16 protein-coding genes are annotated in these 22,643 nt (G+C 75.4%); 15 read left to right on the top strand and 1 reads right to left on the bottom strand.

Going from position 1 to position 22,643, the window contains the following annotated elements:
- Positions 1-14 precede the first annotated feature (14 nt).
- From LGQ04_RS08200 to LGQ04_RS08145, 12 genes are all read left to right on the top strand, one after another.
- Positions 15-3,233: an FtsX-like permease family protein gene (locus LGQ04_RS08200; RefSeq protein ID WP_229243208.1), complete on the top strand. Its 3,219-nt coding sequence runs from the start codon at positions 15-17 to the stop codon at positions 3,231-3,233.
- Entirely contained in the window at positions 3,230-5,998 is a 2,769-nt protein-coding gene (locus tag LGQ04_RS08195; protein ID WP_229243207.1) for an FtsX-like permease family protein, read from the top strand. Before LGQ04_RS08200 ends, LGQ04_RS08195 begins: the two co-directional genes overlap by 4 nt.
- 1 nt (position 5,999) lies before the next feature.
- Entirely contained in the window at positions 6,000-6,923 is a 924-nt protein-coding gene (locus tag LGQ04_RS08190; protein ID WP_229243206.1) for an ABC transporter ATP-binding protein, read from the top strand.
- Positions 6,920-7,654 (top strand): ABC transporter ATP-binding protein, encoded by a 735-nt coding sequence (locus LGQ04_RS08185; RefSeq protein WP_372470013.1) that lies wholly within the window; start codon positions 6,920-6,922, stop codon positions 7,652-7,654. Before LGQ04_RS08190 ends, LGQ04_RS08185 begins: the two co-directional genes overlap by 4 nt.
- A gap of 46 nt (positions 7,655-7,700) precedes the next feature.
- Positions 7,701-9,476 carry a BCCT family transporter gene (locus LGQ04_RS08180; RefSeq protein WP_229243205.1) on the top strand — a complete coding sequence of 592 codons (1,776 nt, stop codon included), beginning with the start codon at positions 7,701-7,703 and terminating at the stop codon, positions 9,474-9,476.
- 202 nt (positions 9,477-9,678) lie between these two features.
- Positions 9,679-11,589: a translational GTPase TypA gene (gene typA / locus LGQ04_RS08175; protein WP_229243204.1), complete on the top strand. Its 1,911-nt coding sequence runs from the start codon at positions 9,679-9,681 to the stop codon at positions 11,587-11,589.
- 8 nt (positions 11,590-11,597) lie between these two features.
- Positions 11,598-12,650, top strand: coding sequence for a PIG-L family deacetylase (locus tag LGQ04_RS08170; RefSeq protein ID WP_229243203.1), 1,053 nt, complete (start codon positions 11,598-11,600; stop codon positions 12,648-12,650).
- A 9-nt stretch (positions 12,651-12,659) separates the two neighbouring features.
- A complete protein-coding gene (locus tag LGQ04_RS08165; RefSeq protein ID WP_229243202.1) occupies positions 12,660-13,085 on the top strand; it encodes a DUF6113 family protein in 426 nt (141 codons plus the stop codon).
- Between the two features lie 91 nt (positions 13,086-13,176).
- Positions 13,177-16,149: a VanW family protein gene (locus LGQ04_RS08160; RefSeq protein WP_229243201.1), complete on the top strand. Its 2,973-nt coding sequence runs from the start codon at positions 13,177-13,179 to the stop codon at positions 16,147-16,149.
- A 23-nt stretch (positions 16,150-16,172) separates the two neighbouring features.
- Positions 16,173-17,111 (top strand): hypothetical protein, encoded by a 939-nt coding sequence (locus LGQ04_RS08155; protein WP_229243200.1) that lies wholly within the window; start codon positions 16,173-16,175, stop codon positions 17,109-17,111.
- Positions 17,108-18,064 carry a prephenate dehydratase gene (locus tag LGQ04_RS08150; protein WP_229243199.1) on the top strand — a complete coding sequence of 319 codons (957 nt, stop codon included), beginning with the start codon at positions 17,108-17,110 and terminating at the stop codon, positions 18,062-18,064. Before LGQ04_RS08155 ends, LGQ04_RS08150 begins: the two co-directional genes overlap by 4 nt.
- The gene (locus tag LGQ04_RS08145) at positions 18,061-19,029 is read left to right on the top strand and encodes a prephenate dehydrogenase (protein WP_229243198.1); all 969 of its coding nucleotides are present in this window, start codon (positions 18,061-18,063) and stop codon (positions 19,027-19,029) included. The genes LGQ04_RS08150 and LGQ04_RS08145 overlap by 4 nt, the downstream gene beginning before the upstream one ends.
- 2 nt (positions 19,030-19,031) lie before the next feature.
- On the opposite strand, the gene LGQ04_RS08140 is transcribed toward LGQ04_RS08145, so the two are convergent.
- Positions 19,032-19,355, bottom strand: coding sequence for a hypothetical protein (locus tag LGQ04_RS08140; protein WP_229243197.1), 324 nt, complete (start codon positions 19,353-19,355; stop codon positions 19,032-19,034).
- Positions 19,356-19,529: 174 nt separating this feature from the next.
- On the opposite strand from LGQ04_RS08140, the gene fdxA reads away from it, so the two are divergent.
- From fdxA to LGQ04_RS08125, 3 genes are all read left to right on the top strand, one after another.
- The gene (gene fdxA, locus LGQ04_RS08135) at positions 19,530-19,847 is read left to right on the top strand and encodes a ferredoxin (RefSeq protein ID WP_229243196.1); all 318 of its coding nucleotides are present in this window, start codon (positions 19,530-19,532) and stop codon (positions 19,845-19,847) included.
- An 11-nt stretch (positions 19,848-19,858) separates the two neighbouring features.
- Positions 19,859-21,001 carry a succinyldiaminopimelate transaminase gene (dapC, locus tag LGQ04_RS08130; protein WP_229243195.1) on the top strand — a complete coding sequence of 381 codons (1,143 nt, stop codon included), beginning with the start codon at positions 19,859-19,861 and terminating at the stop codon, positions 20,999-21,001.
- A 114-nt stretch (positions 21,002-21,115) separates the two neighbouring features.
- A complete protein-coding gene (locus LGQ04_RS08125; protein ID WP_229243194.1) occupies positions 21,116-22,414 on the top strand; it encodes a citrate synthase in 1,299 nt (432 codons plus the stop codon).
- The last annotated feature ends 229 nt before the right edge of the window (positions 22,415-22,643 follow it).

Here is a 22,643-nt window from a genome sequence, read left to right as displayed (position 1 = left end):
GGAGGCACCGGGCAGTGAGACCGACGGTGCTCGCGCTGCGTCGCTCGGGCGCGCAGACCGGTCTCCTCGTGACCGTCCTCCTGCTCGCGGCGACGATCGTGGCGACGGTGGGGGCGACCGTGGGCTACGTGCAGTCCGCAGCGACGACGGGCGCCCGGGACGCGCTGGGCTCGGCGGCGACGACGGCGCGTGCCGTGCAGGTGCAGACGCGTCTCGCGGACGACGCGCAGGCGCAGGACGCCCGGGTGCGCGAGGTGGTCGAGGCCGAGCTTCCCGGCGTCCCGCTGGACGTGCACCGCACGGTGCGGACGGAGCCGTTGCGCCTGGAGGTCCCGGGCTCCCCGGACGCCGCCGCGGCGGCCGACCGGGCGGTGCTGGAGGTGGACCCGTCGGTCGCGGAGGTCGCCGAGGTCGACGGCGCGTGGCCGACGGCGGGCGGCGAGACCGCGCTGCAGGCGTCCGCGGCGCAGGCCCTGGGCGTCGCCGTGGGCGACGTCGTCGTGGTCGACCGGTCCGCGAGCGACCCCGAGGACGCACCGGGGACGGAGCTCACGGTGGTCGGCACGTGGCACCCGACCGGCCCGGACGACCCGCGCTGGTTCGACGACCCGCTCACGACGGCGGGGTCGGACGGCGGCGTCGCGGGGCCCTTCCTCGTGACGGACGCGACGCTCGCGGGACTCGACACCGACCCGTTGGTCCGGTGGACCGTCGTCCCGGACGCGGCACGCGTCGACGCGGCCGACCTCGACGCCGCGGCCGGTGCCGCGTCGGTCCGTGACCGGCTGCGCCAGGACGACCTGGTCGCGGTCCGCGGGATCACCGTCGCGGGGGACCTCGCGACGACGGCGACCGAGGCGCGCACGGCGTTGCGGGCCGCCGCCGCGGTGACGCTCGTCCCGGTGGCGCTGCTCGTCGTCGTGAGCGTCGTCGCGCTCGTCCAGGTGGCGCGGCTCCTCGCGCAGACGCGCGCGTCGGAGGTCGCGCTGCTCGTCGCGCGCGGGGCGCGCACCGACCAGCTCGGCGCCTGGGCCGCCGCGGAGGGCGCCGTGGTCGTCGGCGCGGGGGCCCTGCTGGGGGCCGGGGGCGCACAGGTCCTGCTCGCCGCGACGGCGAGCGGTGTCCGTGAGGTCGCGGTGCCGTGGCTGGTCGCGGGGGCCGCGGCGGTCGTGGGGACGCTGCTCGTCACGGCGGTCGCGTGGCACCAGGCGCGGACGGTCGCCCGTCGTCAGGTGTCGGACCGCTCGGGTCGTGCACGGACCGCGGCGGCCGTCGGCACGCTCGTGCTCACGGCCGCGCTCGCGGGGCTGTGCCTGTGGCAGCTGCTGCGGTACGGCTCCCCGGTCGTGACGACGGGCGGGGCGGCGCAGGTCGACCTGCTCGCGGTGCTCGCCCCTGCGACGGTGCTCGTCGTGCTCGCCCTCGTCACCACCGCGGTGCTCGGCCCCGTGTCCGCGCTCGCGGAGCGGCTGGCGGCCCGCGGTCCCCGGCTGACCGCGGTGCTCGCCGCGCGGCAGGTGGCGCGGCGCCTCGTCGTGGTCGCGGTGCCCGTCGTCCTCGTGGTGCTCGCCGCGGGGTCGGGGACCCTCGCGGGCGTGTACGCGGGCACCACGGTCGCGTTGCGCGACGCGGTCGCCGAGCTGCGCACGGGGGCGGACGTCCGCGTGGTGGTCGGGGGCCCTGTCGGCGTCACGGGCACGGCGGACCCGCCGGTCGTCGCCCGGTACGCCGACCTGGACGGGGCCTCGGGGGCGACGACCGTGCTCGACCGTCCCGCCGTCCTCGGGGAGGATCCCGTCGCGCTCCTCGCCCTCGACGCGGGCGCGGCGCAGGACGTGCTCACGGCCCCGGCCGGCACGGTCGACGAGCTCGCGGACGGGCTCGCCGGAGGGACGACCGACGCCGGCACCGCCCTGCCCGACGACACGACGGGCATCGTCCTGGACGTCACGGCGTCCGCGGCGCTCACGGTCGAGGTGACGCCCGACATGCCGTGGTACTGGTACGACGTGCAGCAGCCGCGCACGCTGCGGACGGTCGCGTGGGTCGCGGACGAGGCGGGCGCGCTGAGCCGGGTTCCCCTGACCGCCCTCGACCTGTCCTACGCTCCCGACGGCGACGCGCAGGTGGGCGCGGCGCCGTCGTCGCACAGGGTCGAGGGAGAGCTCCCGGGGCCCGGACGCTGGCGGCTCGTGGGGTTCGACGTCGAGGCCGGGACGCCCGCGATGCCCGCCCGGGTCGAGCTCACGGTCGACGCGGTGGCCGCCGCGACGGCGTCGGGGGAGGAGCAGGTCGGGCTCGGGGACGGCTGGGGCCCGGTCGCGGGTCTCGTCCGCGAGGAGCTCGCGGTCGTGGAGGGGGCGGGCGGCGCCGGGTTCGCGGCGGACCTCACGGCGAACGGCCTGCCGCTCACCTTCCGGGTGCTGCCCGCGACCGAGGCGGGCGAGCCGGTCCCGGTCTCGCTCCCCGCCCCCCTGGCCGAGCGGTACGACCTCGCCCCCGGCGACGAGACCGAGCTGACGCTCGCCGGGGTCGACGTCCCCGTGCGCGTCTCCGCCGTCGTCGACGCCCTGCCCGGCGCGGTGGACCGCCCGGCGGTGCTCGCGGACCAGGGCACGCTCCTGCAGCACCTGCTCCGCACGCTCCAGGCGGTCCCGCGCCCGGACGAGGTGTGGCTGGGCGCGCAGGACCCGACGGGGCGCGACGCGCTCGGCACGGCGGCGGCAGGGCTCGCGCGCGACGAGGGCGCGCAGGACGTCGAGGTCACCGTCGCGGGGGCCGACGCCGGCCCCGACGTCTCCGCGCCGGTGCGGGTCGCGTTCTGGCTGGCCGCGGCGGGCGCCGTCGTCCTCGCGCTCGCGGGGGTGCTGGCGGTCGCCTCCGCCCTGCTCCGGTCGCGCCGCGCCGAGGTCATGGTGCTGCGCGCGCTCGGCACCCCGGCGTCGGCCCAGGCCCGCGGGCGCGCGCTCGAGCTCCTGGCGGTGACCGTGGCGTCGCTCGTGCTCGGCGTGCTCGTCGGGGCGGGGGTCGCCGCGCTCACCGTCCCGGCGCTCGCGCGCGCGACGCTGGGCGAGGCGGCGCAGGTGCTGCCCGTGCCGCTCGCCGCGGCGGTGGTCCCGACCGCGATCGTCGTCGTGGCCCTCCTCGTGGGGCTCGTCGCCGTGGCGGGCGTGGTCGCGGGGCGCGTGCGCGCGCAGGCGCTGGACGGCGAGTACCGGGAGGAGACCCGATGACGCTCGCACGCCTCGCGGCGCGCCAGTTCGCGGCCCACCGCTCCGTCTCGGTCGCGCTCGCCGTGGTGGTGCTGCTCGTCGCGGCGGTGGTCACCGCCTGGCCGCGCGCGGTCGCCGCGACGGACACGGCGCAGGTGGAGCACGTCCTGTCGACCTCCACGGCGCTGCAGCGCGACGTCGTCGCCGTGAGCCAGACGGTGCCCGACGTCGGCCCCGCCGACCCCGCGGGCGTCACCGGGCTCGACCCGGACGTCGAGGCGACGTGGGGAGCCTTCGCGCAGGGACTCGCGCAGCTGCGCGACGACCAGGCGGAGCCGCTGCGCACCGCGCTCGGGGACCCGGCGTTCACGGTCGAGGACGAGGCACGGACCCTGCCCGAGATCCCGGGCAACGACGTCCGCTTCCCCTCCGGGGCGCTCAAGGTCGACCCGCACCTCGCCGAGCACGTCACCCTGGTCGACGGCGCGTGGCCGGGTCCGGTGACCGAGGCGTCGGCGACACCCGGGGCGGCGGCGGGCGTCGACGCGTCCGGCGAGGTGCGCGCCGTGACGGCCCAGCAGCTCGACGTCGTGACGTCCGCCGAGGCGGCCGAGGTGCTCGGCTGGTCGGTGGGCGACGTGCACGAGATGGACGCGCTCACCGCGGTGCGCCTCACGGGCGTGTTCGAGGCCGACGACCCGGAGGCCGAGTACTGGCAGCACAACCCGTACTCGGCCGCGCCGCAGGTCGTCGACGACCTCAACCTGGGACGGTCCGCGCGCACCGCCCTGTACCTCGACCCGGCGTCGGCCGACGCCGCGTTCCTCCTCGACCCGACGACGCGCGTCTGGTACCCGGTGACGGGCGCGGGCGTGGAGGCGTCGGACGTGTCCCTGCTGCTCGCCCAGCTCCGCGGCTTCACCGCGACGCCCCACCCCGTCGTCGAGGGGGGTGCGTTCACGCTCACCCCCGCGAGCGAGATGACGGACGTCCTCGAGTCGCTGCTGGCCCAGCAGCGCGCGTCGTCGGCGGTGCTGGCGGTCGTCGCGGTGGGACCGCTCGGCGTCACGGTCGCCGTGCTCGCCCTCGGAGCGCGGCTCGTGGTCTCGCGACGGCGACGCTCGCTCGCCCTGCTGCGGGCGCGCGGCGCGTCCGGGGTCCAGCTGCGCGGCCTCATGGGCGGCGAGGGGCTGGCGCTCGGCCTGCCCGCGGCCGCGCTGGGCGCGGTGCTCGCGGTCGTCGCGACCCCGCCGTCCGCCGGGGGCGGCGCGGTCGGACTCGCGACGTTCGTCCCGGCCCTCCTCGCGGCGCTCGCGCCCGCGGCGGCGTTCGCGCTGACGACGTCGCCCGCGGGCCTGCGCGAGACCCGTTCCGACCTGGGGACGTCGCCCGGGCGCCGGCGGGCCCTCGTCGACGTCGTCGTGGTCGCCGCCGCGGCCGTCTCGGTCGTCCTGCTGCTGCGCCGCGGCGTGCTCCTCGGCACCGACGCGCAGGCCGCGGGCGCGGGCGTCGACCCGCTGCTCGCCGCCGCGCCGCTCCTGCTCGCCCTCGCGACCAGCGTCGTCGCGCTCCGCCTGTACCCGTGGCCGGTGCGGGCCCTCGAGCGGGCGTTCCGCGCGCGGCGCGACCTCGTCCCGTTCCTCGGCGCGGCGCGGTCCGTGCGGGACCCTGCGGGCGGCGTCGTGCCCGCGCTGGCGCTCGTGGTCGGCGTCGCCGTCGCCGTGTCCAGCGGCGTCCTCTTCTCGACGGTGCGCTCGGGCGTGCAGACGCTCGCATGGGACACCGTCGGTGCCGACGTGCGCGTGAGCGGGCCCGTCGCCGACGACGACGCGGTGGAGCGGCTGCTCGCGGTCGACGGGGTCGAGCGGGTCGCGACGGTCACGGACGCGGGCGAGCTGCCGCTGCGCCGGGGCGTCTCGGGCGAGCGCGTGACCGTCCTCGCGGTCGACGCCGCCGAGCTCGCCGCCGTCCAGGACGACGTCCCCGGGGCCGTGACGCTGCCGGGGTCGCTCGCCGACGACGGGTCGACCCTGCCGCTCGTCGTGTCCGCCGACCTGGGCGTCGCCCCGGGCGCGAGCGACGTCACGCTCGTCGCGTCGCAGTCGGCCCCCGTGGACGTCGTCGCGACCACCGGGCCCGTGCCCGGCCTCGGGCCGACCCGCCAGTTCGTCGTCGTCGACCGCGCGCTCGCCGCCGAGGCGCTCGACGTGACGTTCCGGCCCCGCGTCGCGCTGCTGTCCCTGGAGGACGACGCCGACCCGGCCGCCGTGCGGGCCGCCGTCGCCGACGTGCTGCCGCCGTCGTCGATCACGAGCCCGGACGAGATCTCCGCCGAGCTCGTGGACTCGCCCGCGGCGCGCGGGATGAGCACGGCCTTCGTCGTGGCCGTCCTGCTCTCGGCCCTGCTGTGCGCGGGAGCGGTGGTCATGACGCTCATGATCGGGGCGCCCGCGCGCGCCGCCCTGGTCGCGGTGCTGCGCACCCTCGGGCTCGACGCGCGCCGCACGCGCGGGCTCGTGGCCTGGGAGATCGGCCCGTGGGCGGTGACGGCGCTCCTCGTGGGCGGTGTGCTGGGCGTCGCCGTCCCGGCGCTCGTGCTCGCGAGCGTCGACCTGACGCCGTTCACCGGGGGCGCCGCCCAGCCGGCGCTCGCCGTCGACCCGCTCCTGCTCGGCGTGGTCGTGGGCGCCTTCGTGGTCGTGGTGGCCGCCGCCGTCGGCGTCTCCACGGCGCTGAGCAGGCGCACGAACGTCGCGGCCCAGCTGCGCATCGGTGAGGAGAGATGACATGACGGCCAGCACCCCCGCGCCGGCGACCGAGCCGGACATCCGCTGCCAGGACCTCGTGCGGATCTTCTCCGCCGACGGCATCGAGGTCCAGGCGCTCCAGGGCCTGAACCTGCGCGTCGACCCCGGCGAGCTCGTCGCCGTCGTCGGCGCGTCCGGGTCGGGCAAGTCGACGCTGCTCACCATCCTGTCCGGGCTCGACCGGCCCACCGGGGGCTCGGCCGTCGTCGCGGGGACCGACCTGCTCACCATGGGGCGGTCCGAGCGCGTGCGCTACCAGCGCCACACGGTGGGGTTCGTCTGGCAGCAGACGAGCCGCAACCTGCTCCCGTACCTCACCGCCGCGGAGAACGTGGCGGTGCCGCTCACCCTGGCGCGCGACCTCGGCACGCGCGAGCGCCGCGCCCGCGCGGATGCGCTGCTCGAGCTGCTCGAGATCGGCCATGTGCGCGACCGTCGCCCGGACCAGATGTCGGGGGGCGAGCAGCAGCGCACGGCGCTCGCCGTCGCCGTCGCGAACTCCCCGCGCGTGCTGCTCGCGGACGAGCCGACGGGCGAGCTGGACGAGGCGACGTCGGTCGAGGTCCTGGAGGCGATGCGGGGCGTGAACGCCGAGCTCGGGGTCACCACGCTCATCGTCACGCACGACCCCACGGTGTCCGACCACGTCCTGCGCACGGTCCAGATCCGCGACGGGCGGACCTCCACGGAGGTGCTGCGCCGCACCGAGGTCGACGAGCACGGTTCGGAGCGGCACGTCGCGGAGGAGTTCGCGGTCCTGGACCGGGTGGGGCGCCTCCAGCTCCCGCCCGACTTCGTCGCGAGCCTCGACCTGCGCGACCGCGTGCGTCTCGCGCTGGAGACGGACCACGTGGGCGTGTGGCCGGACGCGCCGCGGGCGCAGGACGAGGGGAGCAGGCAGTGAGCGCCACGAACGGCACGGACCCGTCGTCGACGACGGCGTCCGGGGCAGGGACCTGGGCGCTGCGGGCGGTCGGTGTCGGGCGCGTGTTCGGCGACGGGGCGACCCAGGTGCACGCCCTGACCGAGGTGAGCCTGGAGGCCTACCCGGGGGAGCTGCTCGTCGTGCGCGGCCCGTCGGGCTCGGGCAAGACGACGCTCCTCAACATCCTCGGCGGGCTGGACCGGCCGACGACCGGCCGCGTCCACCTCGCGGGGGAGCGGGAGCTGTCGACCATGCCGGAGAAGGACGTCCTCGCCGTGCGGCGGAGCGAGATCGGCTACGTGTTCCAGTCGTTCGGGCTGGTCCCGGTGCTCTCGGCCGCGGAGAACGTCGAGGTGCCGCTGCGGCTGCAGGGCGTCGACCCGGGCGAGCGGTCGGAGCGCGTCGAGCGTGCTCTCGAGCTCGTCGGGCTCGACGGGCACGCCGCGCAGCGCCCGTACGAGCTCTCCGGCGGGCAGCAGCAGCGCGTCGGGATCGCCCGCGCGCTCGTCGCCGAGCCGGCGATCCTCGTGGCCGACGAGCCCACCGGGCAGCTCGACAGCGGGACCGCGGCCACCGTGATGGACCTGCTGCGCGACGTCGTCCACCGGCGCGGCGTCGCGGCCGTGGTGTCCACGCACGACCCGATCCTCATGCAGCGCGCGGACCGCGTCGTCGAGCTGCACGACGGCAGGGTGGTCCCCGCGACCTGACGGGCCACGAGTTGCCGCGTGGCACCGACGGGGGAAGCCTGGTCGCATGACCAGCACCGACGGTACTGCTCCTGACGACGGCCCGACCTCGACGGCGACCGCACCGCACGAGGGCGCGGCGCCGAGCGGCGGCCGGACGCCCCGCGAGGAGTCCGAGCGGTCGGGCCGGCCGTACGGACCCGTGTTCTACCCGGCGGCGGGCCTCATCCTGCTCTTCGTCCTCACGACGGTGCTGTTCACCGATGCCGTCACGTCCGTCATGGAGACGCTCCAGCAGGACGTGATCGGGGTCTTCGGGTGGTACTACGTGCTCATCGTCGCGGCGTTCGTCGTGTTCTCCGTGTGGATGGGGGTGAGCCGGTTCGGTGACATCATCCTCGGCAAGGACGAGGAGGAGCCGCTGTTCCGGCTGCCCGTGTGGTTCGCGATGCTCTTCGCGACGGGCATGGGGATCGGGCTCGTGTACTGGGGCGTCGCGGAGCCGCTCTCGCACTACGTCAGCCCGAAGCCCGGCGTCGAGGGCAGCGACGCCGTGCTCGCCCAGGCGGCGATGGGGCAGAGCTTCCTGCACTGGGGCATCCACGCGTGGGCCATCTACGTCGTGGCCGGGCTGGCGCTCGCGTACGCGATCCACCGCAAGGGACGCCCCGTGTCGATCCGGTGGGCGCTCGAGCCGCTCCTCGGCGACCGGGTCAAGGGGTGGCTGGGCAACGTCATCGACGTGGTCGCCATCATCGGGACCGTCTTCGGCGTCGCGACGTCGCTCGGGTTCGGCGTGCTGCAGATCGCGGCCGGCCTCGGGTACCTCGACGTCGTCGAGCCGGGCCTCGCCCTCGAGATCGGGCTCATCGCGGCGATCACCGCGGTCGCCACGCTCTCCGTGGTCTCGGGCCTCGGCAAGGGCATCAAGTGGCTGTCGAACGGCAACATGATGCTCGCGGGCGCCGTCGCGGTCGTCGTCCTGGTCCTCGGGCCGACGCTCTTCCTCCTGCGCGAGTGGGTCCAGTCGCTCGGGTACTACCTGCAGAACTTCGTGCGCCTCACGTTCGACACGACCGCCTTCCAAGGGGACGTCGGTCTCGAGTGGCAGTCGTCGTGGACGATCTTCTACTGGGGCTGGTGGATCTCCTGGGCGCCCTTCGTCGGTGTCTTCATCGCGCGGATCTCCCGAGGACGCAGCGTGCGCGAGTTCGTCCTCGGCACCCTGCTCGTCCCGACCATCGTCACGACGCTGTGGTTCGCGATCTTCGGCGGCTCCGGCCTGGAGCGGGAGATCACCGAGCCGGGATCGATGCTCGACGACGGCGCGGTCAACCAGGACACCGCGTTGTTCCAGCTCCTCGGGGACCTGCCGCTCGGCACGCTGCTGTCCGTCGCCGCGATCCTCCTCATCGTCGTGTTCTTCGTCACGTCCTCCGACTCGGGCTCGCTCGTCGTCGACATGCTCGCGTCGGGGGGGAACCCGAACCCTCCCACCTGGAGCCGGGTCTTCTGGGCCGTCGTCGAGGGCCTCCTCGCCATCGCCCTCCTGCTCGCGGGTGGGCTCGAAGCCCTCCAGACCGCCGCGATCCTCATCGCGCTGCCGTTCTCCGTCGTCCTGATCGGCATGGCCGTGTCCACCATCAAGGCCTTGCGCGTCGAGCACGCGGCGATGCTGCGCGTCGAGAGGCGCCAGGCCCGCGCGGCCCTGGCCGAGCAGGTCACGGACCGCGTCACCGAGACCTTCTCGGAGCAGTGGGAGGAGCTGTACCCCGACCGGCCCAACCGGTGGAGGGCGCTGCGGCGCCGGCCCGGCGGACGGGGCGGCCAGGCGCCGCACTGAGGGGCCGTCGCGACGAGGACCCGCGCCGACGGGCGGGGCCCGTGCGGTGCCGACGGGCGGGACCCTGCACCCGACCCGGTAGGATGGTCGCGCCCGGGCGAGACCCGTGCGTCGAGCAGCGCCCGCGACCCGTCCGGTCGCGGCGTCGCCGAGACGCCGGACGCACGTCGCCCCCGTCGACCCCATGAAATGAGAACCGTAGATGTCTGTGCGCTCCGACCTGCGCAACGTGGCGATCGTCGCCCACGTCGACCACGGCAAGACCACGCTCGTCGACGCCATGCTGCGCCAGTCCGGCGCGTTCTCGGCACACCAGCAGGTCGACGACCGCGTCATGGACTCCGGTGACCTGGAGCGCGAGAAGGGCATCACGATCCTCGCGAAGAACACCGCGGTCCGGTACGCCGGGCCCGCGGCGGCCGCGGCGGGCGAGCCCGCGGGCATCACCATCAACGTCATCGACACCCCGGGTCACGCCGACTTCGGCGGCGAGGTCGAGCGCGGCCTGTCCATGGTCGACGGCGTCGTGCTCCTCGTCGACGCGAGCGAGGGCCCGCTCCCGCAGACCCGCTTCGTGCTCCGCAAGGCGCTCGCGGCCAAGCTGCCCGTCATCATCGTCGTCAACAAGGTCGACCGCCCCGACTCGCGCATCACCGAGGTCGTCGCCGAGGCGACGGACCTGCTGCTGGGTCTCGCGAGCGACCTCGCCGACGAGGTGCCCGACCTCGACCTCGACGCGATCCTCGACGTGCCCGTCGTCTACGCCTCGGCGAAGGCGGGCCGCGCGTCGCTCGACCAGCCCGTGGACGGCCAGCTCCCGGCGAACGAGGACCTCGAGCCGCTGTTCACCACGATCCTGTCGACGATCCCCGCGCCGACCTACGACGACGGCGCGCCGCTCCAGGCGCACGTGACGAACCTCGACGCGTCGCCGTTCCTCGGGCGTCTCGCCCTCCTGCGCGTGTTCAACGGGACGCTGCGCAAGGGCCAGGTCGTCGCGTGGGCGCGCCACGACGGCTCGATCCAGAACGTGAAGATCACCGAGCTGCTCGAGACGAAGGCGCTCGACCGGGTCCCGACCGACTCGGCGGCGCCCGGCGACATCGTCGCCGTCGCAGGCATCGCCGACATCACGATCGGCGAGACGCTCACCGACCCGGACGACCCGCGCCCGCTGCCGCTCATCACGGTCGACGACCCGGCCATCTCCATGACCATCGGCATCAACACGTCGCCGCTCGCGGGCAAGGGCGGCAAGGGCCACAAGGTCACCGCCCGCCAGGTCAAGGACCGCCTCGACTCCGAGCTCGTCGGCAACGTGTCGCTGCGCGTCCTGCCGACGGACCGCCCCGACGCGTGGGAGGTCCAGGGCCGCGGCGAGCTCGCGCTCGCGATCCTCGTCGAGCAGATGCGCCGCGAGGGCTTCGAGCTCACGGTCGGCAAGCCGCAGGTCGTCACGCGCACGATCGACGGCAAGACCCACGAGCCGATGGAGCGCATGACGATCGACGTCCCCGAGGAGTACCTCGGCGCGGTCACGCAGCTCATGGCGCAGCGCAAGGGCCGCATGGAGACGATGGCCAACCACGGCACCGGCTGGATCCGCATGGAGTTCATGGTCCCGGCGCGCGGGCTCATCGGCTTCCGCACGCGCTTCCTCACGGAGACCCGTGGCACCGGCATCGCGTCGTCCATCTCGGAGGGCTACGAGCCGTGGGCCGGCCCGATCGAGACCCGCACGACGGGCTCCCTCGTGGCCGACCGCGCGGGCAAGGTGACCCCGTTCGCGATGATCAACCTCCAGGAGCGCGGCTCGTTCTTCGTCGACCCCACGCAGGAGGTCTACGAGGGCATGATCGTCGGCGAGAACTCGCGCAACGAGGACATGGACGTGAACATCACCAAGGAGAAGAAGCTCACGAACATGCGGTCCTCGACGGCCGACAACTTCGAGAACCTCATCCCGCCGCGCCACCTCACGCTCGAGGAGTCGCTGGAGTTCGCGCGCGAGGACGAGTGCGTCGAGGTCACCCCGGAGGTCGTGCGCATCCGCAAGGTGCTGCTGGACCAGACCGAGCGCGCCCGCGCGGTCTCGCGCGCCAAGCGCGCCTGACGGTCCCGGTGGCGGCCCGGGGCGGCGTCGGCGCCGCGGACGGCACGTGGGGGGCGCTCGCGGGCGCCGTCGCCGTCGTGCCCGACGGCGGCCTGCTCGCCGTGCACGCCCACCCGGACGACGAGACGCTCGCCTCGGGCGCCCTCCTCGCGACGTGGGCGGCCGCCGGCCAGCGGGTCACGGTCGTGACGTGCACGCGGGGGGAGCGGGGCGAGGTGATCGACACGCCCGCGCACCCGACCGGCGTCGGGCACCTGGAGGGCGACGGTCCGCGGCTCGCCGCGCACCGCGAGGGCGAGCTCGCCCGCGCGCTCGCCGCCCTGGGCGTGCGGGACCACGTCTTCCTCGACACGTCGGCCGCGCGGGAGCACCCCGCGGCCGACGGCGTCCCGGCCGCGCGGTACACCGACTCCGGCATGGCGTGGGCGGCGCCCGGGATCGCCCGCGCGGCCGCGGAGGCCGAGCTGCCGGACGGCGCGTTCGTCGCGGTCCCGCTCGACGAGGCGGCCCGTCGACTGGCGGCGGTCGTGCGCGACCGGCGACCGGCCGTCGTCGTGACCTACGAGTCCGGCGGCGGGTACGGGCACCCCGACCACGTGCGCGCGCACGAGGTGACCGTCCGGGCCCTCGCCCTGCTCGTCGCCGACGGCACCGCGGTGCCGCCGCTGTGGACGGTCGTCGCGCCCGAGGGTGCGGTCCGCGCGGCCCGCCGTGCCCTGCCCGGTCTCGCGGGGGTGCGCGACCTGCTCGCCCGCGCGCCCGTCGCGCTCCCGGACCCGGACGAGCAGCTCCCGCCGCTGGTCGTCCCGGACGCGGCCGAGCGCGCACCGGGCGCGCGCCAGGTGCCCGTCGCGCCCGTCCTCGACGCCGTCGTGGCCGCCCTGCGCGCGCACGCCACCCAGGTCCAGCACGTCGGCGTCGCGGACGAGCCGGCCGACGCTCTCGTCGGGTGGTACGCCCTGAGCAACGACGTGCTGGCGCCCCTGCCTTCACACGAGTTCTACCTCCCCTCCCGAGCGGCTCTCCCTGGCTCCCCGGATCCGGGCCCACCGGGGCAGTAGCCTTTCCCGGTGGACACCAGCACCGGACGCCTCGTCGCCCGAGCCGTGACGTGCGGCCTCGTCGGGTCCGTCGTCGGACTCGTCGGCACCGTCGCGCACCGCGCGCCGGTCGTCGACCTGCGGGTACTCCACCTGGGCCTCGTGCTCGCGCTGCTCGCCGTCCTCGCGGGCGGGGTGCTCGCCCGCGCCTGGTCCGGCCTCGCCGGGCTCGTCGGCTACGGCGTCGGATGGGTCGCCGTCGTCCAGCTCCTCGCGCTCGAAGGGCCGGGCGGGGACGTGCTCGTGCCCAGCCAGGTCGTCGGCTACGTCTGGATCTACGGCGGGATGCTCGTCGTGGCGGTCGCCGCGTTCCTGCCGCGCTCGTGGTTCAGCGAGCGACCGGTCCGGACCGCGCTCCACGAGCGGCCGGCCGGGCAGAGCGGACATCAGGTATAGATCGGCCCGGATAGACTGGGCCCGCGGGCCACCGCACACCCCACTCGTCGTCGCGCGGACGCCGCGCGCCTGTCGTCACGGAGACTGTTGGATGGGTCAGCCGACCGAGCGAGACGAAGCTCTCGACACGACCGCAGAGGTCCCCGGGGAGACCCCTGCGGTCGACGCGTCCTCGGCGGAGGACCGGACGACGGCACCCGACCCGGCGACGGACGCCGGACCCGTGGAGGAGACCGCGGCCCCCGGAGCTGCGGCACCCGAGGGGCGCGACGACGCGGACCTCCCCGACGAGGCCGACCAGAACTCCGCCGACGAGAACTCTGCCGACGAGAACTCTGCCGACGGGACGCCTGACGACGAGACGCCGTCCGACGACCCGGGTGCTGCCGGGGGCGACTCCGGCTCCGACGGTGTCGACGCTCCGACCGCCACCACGACCGCCACCGCGGCCGTCGAGACGGCCGGGGAGCCGGAGACGGACGAGCCCGCCGAGCGTGCGGCGACCGGTGCGCCGGTCGCCTCCGACGACGCAGCACCGAGCGGTCCGGACGAGACCGCCCCCGTCACGAGCGAGGGCGACGAGTCCGCGCCGGCCGAGTCCGCGCTGGCCGAGACCGCGCCGGCCGAGACCGTGGCGGCCGACACTGCGTCCGCCGCGAGCGAGCCGGGTGACACCGAGCCTGCCGACGCTGCGCCCGACGAGACGGAGCCTGCCGACACCGAGCCTGCCGTGGACGAGCCCGCCGACGCCGGGGCTCCCGCGGGCGAGGGTGCCGGGCACGGACAGGGCGTGCCCGCGGCGTCGGGCACGGACGGGGACGACGACGCGCCCTACGTCCCGCGCGTCTTCGCGTTCGACCCGAGCGTGTCCGCGGTCGTGCGCCCGGACGACGCGGACGGACCGCGCGACCCGCAGGCCGAGGCCGCCGCGACGCCGCCCGACGTGGACGAGGCGGACGAGGCGGACGAGGCGGACGACGACACCCGGGTGATGCCTGTGGTGGCGCTGCCCGACGGCGAGGCCGCGCCCGACGCCGCGGAGCCGGCCGCCCCCGTGACGTCGCCCGACGGCGGCCCGACCCCGGCACCCGCGGACCCCACGCCCACCGACCCCGCACCCTCCGAGCCCGCACCCACCGAGCCCGCACCCACCGAGCCCGCACCCACCGAGCCCGCACCCACCGGTCCTGCGCCCGCGGACGAGACGCAGGTGCTGCCGCCGGTCGCGCCGTGGGAGCGGCCTGCTCCGGTGCGGGTGTCGACGCGCGAGGGCGCCGCTCCGGCCGCCGCCGCTGCCGCCGCACCCGGCGACGCTGCGCCGTCCGCCGGGGGCTTCGGTCCGGTCCCGCCGGACCAGGAGCGGGTCACGTCGCCGTTCGACGGGTTCGAGGAGGACCCGCCGCGCCGCGGCTGGGTCCGCGGGCTGCTGTGGACCGGCGTCGGCGTGCTGGTGCTCGGCGGCCTGTACACCGGCGCCCAGTGGTACTACTCCGACAAGGTGCCGAGCGGCACCACGGTGGCGGGCGTCGACGTCGGCGGCATGACGCGGACCGCGGCGCAGGACGAGCTCGAGGCCACCCTCGGCGCGCGCGCCGCGGAGCCCGTGACCCTCGCCGCGGGCGAGGCGACGACGACGCTCGATCCTGCGACCGCCGGGCTGACCTTCGACGCCGCGGCGACCGTCGAGGAGCTCACGGCCTTCTCGATGAACCCGGTCCGGCTGTGGCAGCACCTGACGGGCGGACGGGACGAGGTCCCGGTCGTCGAGGTCGACGACGCTGCGCTCGACGCCCAGGTGGAGACGCTGCGGGGCAGCCTCGAGGCCGAGCCGGTCGACGGCACGGTGCAGTTCGTCGACGGCGAGCCCACCGCCACCCCGGCGTCCGACGGCACCGCGCTGGTCGCCGACGCCGCCCACGACGACATCGTCGCGGGATGGCTCGTGACGGAGGGGCCGATCGAGCTCGAGACGGAGCCCGTCGCGCCGACCATCACGCAGGAGGAGACCGACGCCGCGCTCGCCGAGGCGCAGCAGGTCGTGTCCGCACCCGTGGTCGTGTCCGTCGGCGGCCAGTCGCCCGAGATCCCGGCCGAGGTGCTCGCCGCGACCGCGTCGTACACGCCCACGGACGGCGCGCTGGCCCTCACGTTCGACGGGCCCGGCCTCGTCGAGGCGGTCGTCGACCGGACGAACGACCTGCTCACCACCCCGGACGACGCGCACTTCGTGTTCTCCGGCGGCGTGCCCGTGATCGAGGGCGGCGAGCCCGGCACGACGATCGACCCGGAGGAGATCGCGGCGGCGGTCGGCACCGCGGCGACCGGCGACGAGCGCACCGCGGCCGTCGAGCTCGTCGAGAGCGACCCCGAGCAGTCGCGGGCCGCGCTCGAGGAGCTCGGGGTGAAGGAGAAGGTCTCGGAGTTCTCCACCCCCCTGACGGCCAACGCGCTGCGGACGGAGAACCTGCGGGTCGGGGCGAGCAAGGTGAACGGGCAGCTCGTCCGGCCGGGAGAGACGTTCTCGCTCACGGAGGCGCTGTCCCCGATCACGCTCGCGGGCGGGTACCACTCGGCGGGGATCGTCCAGAGCGGCATGCACACCGAGGGGGTCGGCGGCGGCCTGTCGCAGATGGCGACCACGACGTACAACGCCGCGTTCTTCGCCGGCCTCGACGACGTCGAGCACCGCCAGCACAGCTACTGGTTCTCGCGCTACCCCGCGGGCCGCGAGGCCACCATCTTCGTCGGCTCCATCGACCTGAAGTTCAAGAACGACACCCCGTACGGTGTCCTCATGCAGTCGTGGGTCGGCGGTGGCCAGCTCCACGTCGCCGTGTGGAGCACGAAGTACTACGAGGTGGAGACGACGTCGAGCGGGAAGTCGAACGTCGTCGAGCCCACGACGGTGACCCACTCGGGCCCCGACTGCGAGCCGACCCCGGCCGGCAACCCCGGCTTCTCCATCACGACGTACCGCAAGGTCTACCGCGACGGCGAGCTCGTGAAGGACGAGGCCGACCACTGGACCTACAAGCCGGACAACGAGGTGGTCTGCGCTCCGTGAGCGCGGACCGACGAGGAGGGCACGTGCTCGGACGCAGCGAACGGGAGTCGGGGTCGCAGGCCCTGCTCGCGGCGACGGCCGCGGGGTGGGTCGAGGGGCCGGCGTCGGACGCCGAGGCGCTGCTCGACCTCGGTTCGACGTCGGCGACGCTCGCGACGGTCGCGAGCATCGACGGTCTCGCGGCCGTCGTGCACCTCGGGCACCCCGCGCAGCCGTCGCACGAGCTGGAGCGCGCGCTCCTCGCCGCGCCCCGCTCGCTCGTCCTCACGTCGGCCGTCGCCGTCCCGGCCCAGTGGGTGTGGGTCGGGAGGTCGTCGGGTGCGCACGACGCGTCCGGCCCCGTGGTGGTCGACGAGGCGGGCATGCGCGACCGCCGCCACGTGCTCCGCACGATGGGGATGAGCCCGCGTCTGGTCCCGAGCCGGACCACGCTCGACGAGCGGGTCGCGCTCGCGGGGCCCGACGGCACGCTGGTCGTCGAGCGGTCGGTGGCCCCGGCGCTGGACGTCCTCGGATTCGCGGAGCTGCCCGGGAGCGAGGCGCTCGCCCAGGGCTCCCCGGTCTGGTACGGCCTGCTGGAGTCGGCCGACGCGCCGCCGCGCGTCGCGGGAGCGGCGCAGGTCTGGCTCGCCTTCGGGCCGCGCGACGACCACCGCGGGTCCCTGCAGCAGACCCTCGGGCTCGTCGCGGAGGCGGGGATCGACCTCCAGCACCTGCGCTCGCACCGTTCGCAGGCCGGGCCGCACATCTTCTTCACCGCGTTCTCCTGCCCGGACGCGGAGGTGCTCGACGCGCTGGTCGGCGGGTTCGACGAGCGTGGTGTCGCCCACCGCGTCCTCGCGGTCCTGCCCGGCCACGAGTTCGTCCCCGGCCCGGACGCCCTGGCACCGCGCTGGGCCGAGGCGACGGCGGACGCGCCCCGCCCCGTCCCGGTGGCCGAGCCCGACCGCGCGCCGGCGTGAGCGGCGTCGGCTACCTCGGCCCGCAGGGGACGTTCACGCACCAGGCCGCCGCGGGCTGGGCGGTCCGCCACGCGGGCGACGCCCCGCTCGTCGCCCTCGGGTCGGTCGCCGACGTCTTCGCCGCGGTCGCCGACGGGTCGCGCGCGCACGGCGTGGTCGCGATCGAGAACACCGTCGAGGGGTACGTCGTGCCGTCGCTCGACGCGATCGTCGGCAGCGACGCCGTCGTGGCGGTCGACGAGGTCGTGCTCGACATCTCGTTCGACGCGTTCGTGCGGCCGGACCACGGTGCGTTGACGGAGGTGTCCGCGCACCCGCACGGACTCGCCCAGTGCCAGGGCTTCGTCACGCGCTCCGGCCTGCGCCCGGTACCCGCCGCGTCGAACGCGGCGGCCTGCCGCGACGCGGGCCCGCACCAGGTGGCGCTCGGCCCGAGCATCTGCGGCGAGCTGTACGGCCTGCAGACCCACGAGCGCGCGGTGGAGGACTTCGCGGGCGCCCGGACCCGCTTCCTCGTCCTCGCGCCGCGCGCCGCGGCGCCCGGGCTGCTCGCCTCGGCACGCGACCGGCACGACGGCGCGTGGCGCACGATGCTGGCCGTCACCCCGGTCGTCACGGGCCCGGGTGTGCTCGCCCGCATCACGCGGTCGTTCGGCGAGCGCGGCGTGAACATGTCCAGCCTCATCACGCGCCCGCTCAAGCGGGTCCACCGCGTCGCGGGCGCCTACGTGTTCGTCCTCACCGTCGACGGCGCGCCGTGGGAGCCGCCGGTCCGCGCGGTCCTCGCGGACCTGCTCGCGGCGGGCGACTCGTTGAAGACGCTCGGCGTCGTCCCCGTGCGCGGCGAGCTCGACGAGCCGGTGCACGCCGACGTGGACGCCGCGCACGTCCCCGTGGGGAGCGTCGCCGGGTCGTCGTCCCACGCCGAGGTCGCGCGAGGCCTGCTGTGGTGACCGACGCGCGGCCGACCGTCGGCGTCGTGGGGCTGGGGCTCGTGGGCGGGTCGCTCGCCCGCCTGCTGCACGACCGCGGCGTCCGGGTGACGGGCCACGACGCGACGGACGCGACCCGCGCCGCCGCCCGGACCGCGGGCCTGCGCGTCGCGCCCGACCTCGCCGCGCTGTGCGCCCAGGAGCCGGACGTGCTCGTGCTGGCCGTGCCGCTGCGCGCGATGCGGACCGTGGCGTCGGAGGTCGCCCGGCACGTGCGGGGCGGCACGGTCGTCTCGGACGTGGGGAGCGTCAAGGGCGCCGTGCGCGAGGCGGTCCGGGCGGCCGGCCTGGACGACCGGTACGTCGGTGCGCACCCCATGGCGGGGACGGAGCGCTCCGGGTTCGCCGCCTCGGACGCGGCCATGCTCGACGGCGCGCGGTGGGCCGTCACGGTCGACGCGTCGACCCGGGCCGACGCCCTCGCCACGGTGCTGCGGCTCGTCACCGGTCCGCTCGGCGGCACGGCGCACGTCGTCACGGACGACGTGCACGACGAGTCCGCCGCCCTCGTCAGCCACGTGCCCCACGTGCTCGCGACCGAGCTCCTCGGGGTGGTCGCCGACGCGCCCGTGCGCGACGTCGCGCTCGGCCTGGCCGCCGGGAGCTTCCGCGACACGACCCGGGTCGCCCGGACCGACCCGCGCCGCACCGAGGCGATGGTCACGGACAATGCGGCGTGGGTGGCCTCGGCGCTGCGCGTCGTCGTGCGCGACCTCGAACGGCTCGTCGAGGCGCTGGAGTCGAACGGCCCGGTGGGGGAGTTCTTCGACCGCCCCGACCCGGTGCGGGTCGACCGGTCGGAGCAGCACGAGCCGCAGGACGTCGTGCTCGACGAGCAGGGCCGGTGGCGCCGGACGCTCACCGACCTCGGGGCGCAGGGCCGGGTCGTCGTCGCGGTCCGTGACGACGCGGTCGTCGTGCGCTGACCTCAGTCCGGTCGGCGTGCCGGGCGGGGCGGGACGACCTTCCCCGCGACGACGTCCGCCCACGGGACCTCGACGAGCACCGGCCCCGGGTCCGCGGGGCCGTGCCCGGGGTGCGGCAGGCCCCCGCCCGCGTCCTCGTGCAGGACGAGCAGGTCCGGCGTCGTGCGGACCACGACGCCGATGACGTCCGTGAGCGTCCTGCCCTCCGCGGCCGCCACCTCGGCGTGGCCGAGGCGCCGGCGCACGACGACGCGCGTGCCGGGCTCCCAGGCGGACCGGGGCCCCGTACCGGCGTGCTGCCCGGCCGGTCCTGATGCGTGGGTCATGTCACGTCCGTCCACTGGCTGGTCCTCGGTGGTCGACCACCGCCCGACCTGAGCGATACTAGACGGGCATGCCCTCCGTGCCCGCGAGCGGGCGCCGCCGGGGGCACGTGCCCCCCACGTGACCCGGCAGCCTCGCCGCACCGGGCTCGAACGCCGCCAGAAAGGTTCTCGGTCGTGACCTACGTGATCGCCCAGCCGTGCGTCGACGTCAAGGACAAGGCGTGCATCGAGGAATGTCCCGTGGACTGCATCTACGAGGGCAAGCGCTCGCTGTACATCCACCCGGACGAGTGCGTCGACTGCGGTGCGTGCGAGCCGGTGTGCCCCGTCGAGGCGATCTACTACGAGGACGACGTCCCCACGGAGTGGAGCGACTACTACCGCGCGAACGTCGAGTTCTTCGACGACCTCGGGTCGCCGGGCGGTGCCGCGAAGATGGGTCAGATCGAGAAGGACGACCCGATGATCGCCGCGCTCCCGCCGCAGGCCTGACCGGCCGCACGATGGGGCTCGCCGACCTCTCCGGCCTCGCCTACCCGTGGGACACGCTCGGTCCGTACGCGGCCCGTGCGCGGTCGCACCCCCGCGGCCTCGTCGACCTGTCGGTCGGCACGCCGGTCGACCCGACGCCCGCCGTCGTCCGCGACGCGCTCGCCGCGGCGTCCGACGCGCACGGCTACCCGACGACGCACGGCACGCCCGCGCTGCGCGAGGCGGTCGTCGACTGGTTCGCCCGACGCCGCGGCGTCGTCGGTCTCGACCCCGACGCCGTGCTCCCCACGGTCGGCAGCAAGGAGCTCGTCGGGCTCCTCCCGTCCCTCCTGCGGCTCGGGCCCGGGGACGTCGTCGTGCACCCGGCCGCCGCGTACCCGACGTACGACGTGGGCGCACGCCTCGCCGGCGCCGTCGCGCTCGCGACGGACGACGTCGAGGACTGGGCCGGGCGGCCCGACGTGGGTCTCGTGTGGGTCAACTCGCCGAGCAACCCCACCGGAGGCGTGCTCGACGCCGCGCACCTCGCCCGCGTGGTGGCCGCGGCCCGGGAGATCGGTGCCGTCGTCGCGAGCGACGAGTGCTACGCCGAGCTCGCCTGGGCCGAGCCGTTCGCGTCGACGGGCGTCCCGAGCCTGCTCGACCCGGCCGTGTGCGGGGGGTCGCACGACGGGCTCCTCGTCACCTACTCGCTGTCGAAGCAGTCCAACGTGGCGGGCTACCGCGCCGCGTTCGTCGCCGGCGACGGGCGGCTCGTCGCCGACCTGCTCGCGACGCGCAAGCACCTCGGCATGATCGTGCCGGCCCCCGTGCAGGCCGCGACGGTCGCGGCGCTCACGGACGACGCGCACGTCGCCGCGCAGCGCGCGGTGTACGCGCGACGGCGCGAGGCGCTGCTGCCGGCGCTGGAGCGCGCCGGGCTCGTCGTCGACCGCTCCGAGGCCGGGCTGTACCTGTGGTCGCGCCCGGCCGGCGACGAGCCGGTCGACTGCTGGCGCACCGTGTCCGCGCTCGCCGACCTGGGCATACTGGTCGGACCGGGATCGTTCTACGGGACCGCGGGCGCGGGCCACGTCCGGGTCGCGCTCACCGCGACCGACGAGCGCGTCCGCGAGGCCTCGGCTCGACTCTCCGACACCGCGCTCGTGGTGTGACCTCCGTCACCATCAGGTGGCGGTCTCGTGACGGTTCCGGATTGGTCACGTGCGGGTGACGCGGGGTACGGTCGACCGCGCGGCAACGGCGCGAGCAGCAGCAGGAAGGGAACCATGACCACCACATCCCAGGCGACGGTCCGCCTCCTCGTCGACGACCAGGCCCAGGACCTGCCCGTGGTCGAGGCCTCCGAGGGCAACGACGGCATCGTCGTGTCCTCCTTGCTCAAGTCCACCGGGCTCGTCACGGTCGACCCGGGCTTCATGAACACCGCGTCCTGCGAGTCGAGCGTCACGTACATCGACGGCGACGAGGGCATCCTGCGCTACCGCGGCTACCCCATCGAGCAGCTCGCCGAGCAGTCCAGCTTCCTCGAGGTCGCCTACCTCCTCATCCACGGCGAGCTGCCCGACGCGCCGACCCTCGACGCGTTCGTCGAGCGCGTCAACCGGCACACGCTCGTGCACGAGGACTTCCGCACGTTCATGGGCACGTTCCCGCGCGACGCGCACCCGATGGCCGTGCTCTCCTCGGCGATCAACGCGCTGTCGACCTTCTACCCGGAGTCGCTCGACCCGTTCGACGACGAGACCGTCGAGCTCGCGACCGTCCTCCTGCTCGCCAAGACGCGCACCATCACGTCCTACCTGCACCGCCGCCGCGTCGGGGAGCCGCTGCTCTACCCCGACTACTCGCGCGGCTACGTCGACGACTTCCTGCGCATGACCTTCGCGACGCCGTACCAGCAGTACGAGGCCGACCCGGTCGTCGTCGACGCGCTCGACAAGCTGCTCATCCTCCACGCCGACCACGAGCAGAACTGCTCCACGTCGACCGTGCGCGTCGTCGGCTCCTCCCACGCGAACCTCTACGCCTCCGTCGCCGCCGGCGTCAACGCGCTCTCCGGCCCGCTCCACGGCGGCGCCAACGAGGCCGTCCTCACGATGCTCGACAAGATCGCGAACGCCGAGTACGACGTCGACACCTTCATGAAGAAGGTGAAGAACAAGGAGGACGGCGTCCGCCTCATGGGCTTCGGCCACCGGGTCTACAAGAACTACGACCCGCGCGCCGCCATCGTCAAGAAGTCCGCCGACGCCGTCCTGTCGACGCTCGGCAAGAAGGACCAGCTCCTCGACATCGCCATGCGCCTCGAGGAGATCGCCCTCGGCGACGACTACTTCGTCGAGCGCAAGCTCTACCCCAACGTCGACTTCTACACCGGCCTCATCTACAAGGCGATGGGCTTCTCGCCCGCCATGTTCACGCCCCTCTTCGCGCTCGGCCGCATGCCCGGCTGGATCGCGCAGTGGCGCGAGATGATGAAGGACCCGCAGACGAAGATCGGCCGTCCGCGCCAGGTGTACGTCGGCGCCACCGAGCGCGACTACACCCCCGTCGCCGACCGCTGAGGTCCGCCGCACCGCTTCCCGACGACGCGCGCTCACCCCCCGGGGTGGGCGCGCGTCGTCGTCTGCGTCGGCGACGTGGGCGTGACGGGGTTCGGGTTCGGGTGTCGGGTTCGGGTTCGGGTGTCGGCTCGGCTCCGGGAGGCGGTGGGGGCGTGCGGCGCCGGTCTCCCATCCGCAGGCTCGTCCCTCGCCTGCTCCCGCCAGACCCACCACGACCGGCGCCGCACAC

This window comes from Cellulosimicrobium marinum (assembly GCF_020551945.1).
Classification (GTDB): domain Bacteria; phylum Actinomycetota; class Actinomycetes; order Actinomycetales; family Cellulomonadaceae; genus Cellulosimicrobium; species Cellulosimicrobium marinum.
This window is presented reverse-complemented; position numbering and strand designations above follow the sequence as displayed.

Coding starts and splice junctions, on each gene's coding strand:
- LGQ04_RS08195 (WP_229243207.1), top strand. CDS start 3,230: ATGACGCTCGCACGCCTCGCGGCGCGCCAGTTCGCGGCCCACCGCTCC.
- LGQ04_RS08190 (WP_229243206.1), top strand. CDS start 6,000: ATGACGGCCAGCACCCCCGCGCCGGCGACCGAGCCGGACATCCGCTGC.
- LGQ04_RS08180 (WP_229243205.1), top strand. CDS start 7,701: ATGACCAGCACCGACGGTACTGCTCCTGACGACGGCCCGACCTCGACG.
- typA (WP_229243204.1), top strand. CDS start 9,679: ATGTCTGTGCGCTCCGACCTGCGCAACGTGGCGATCGTCGCCCACGTC.
- LGQ04_RS08160 (WP_229243201.1), top strand. CDS start 13,177: ATGGGTCAGCCGACCGAGCGAGACGAAGCTCTCGACACGACCGCAGAG.
- LGQ04_RS08140 (WP_229243197.1), bottom strand. CDS start 19,355: ATGACCCACGCATCAGGACCGGCCGGGCAGCACGCCGGTACGGGGCCC.
- dapC (WP_229243195.1), top strand. CDS start 19,859: ATGGGGCTCGCCGACCTCTCCGGCCTCGCCTACCCGTGGGACACGCTC.
- LGQ04_RS08125 (WP_229243194.1), top strand. CDS start 21,116: ATGACCACCACATCCCAGGCGACGGTCCGCCTCCTCGTCGACGACCAG.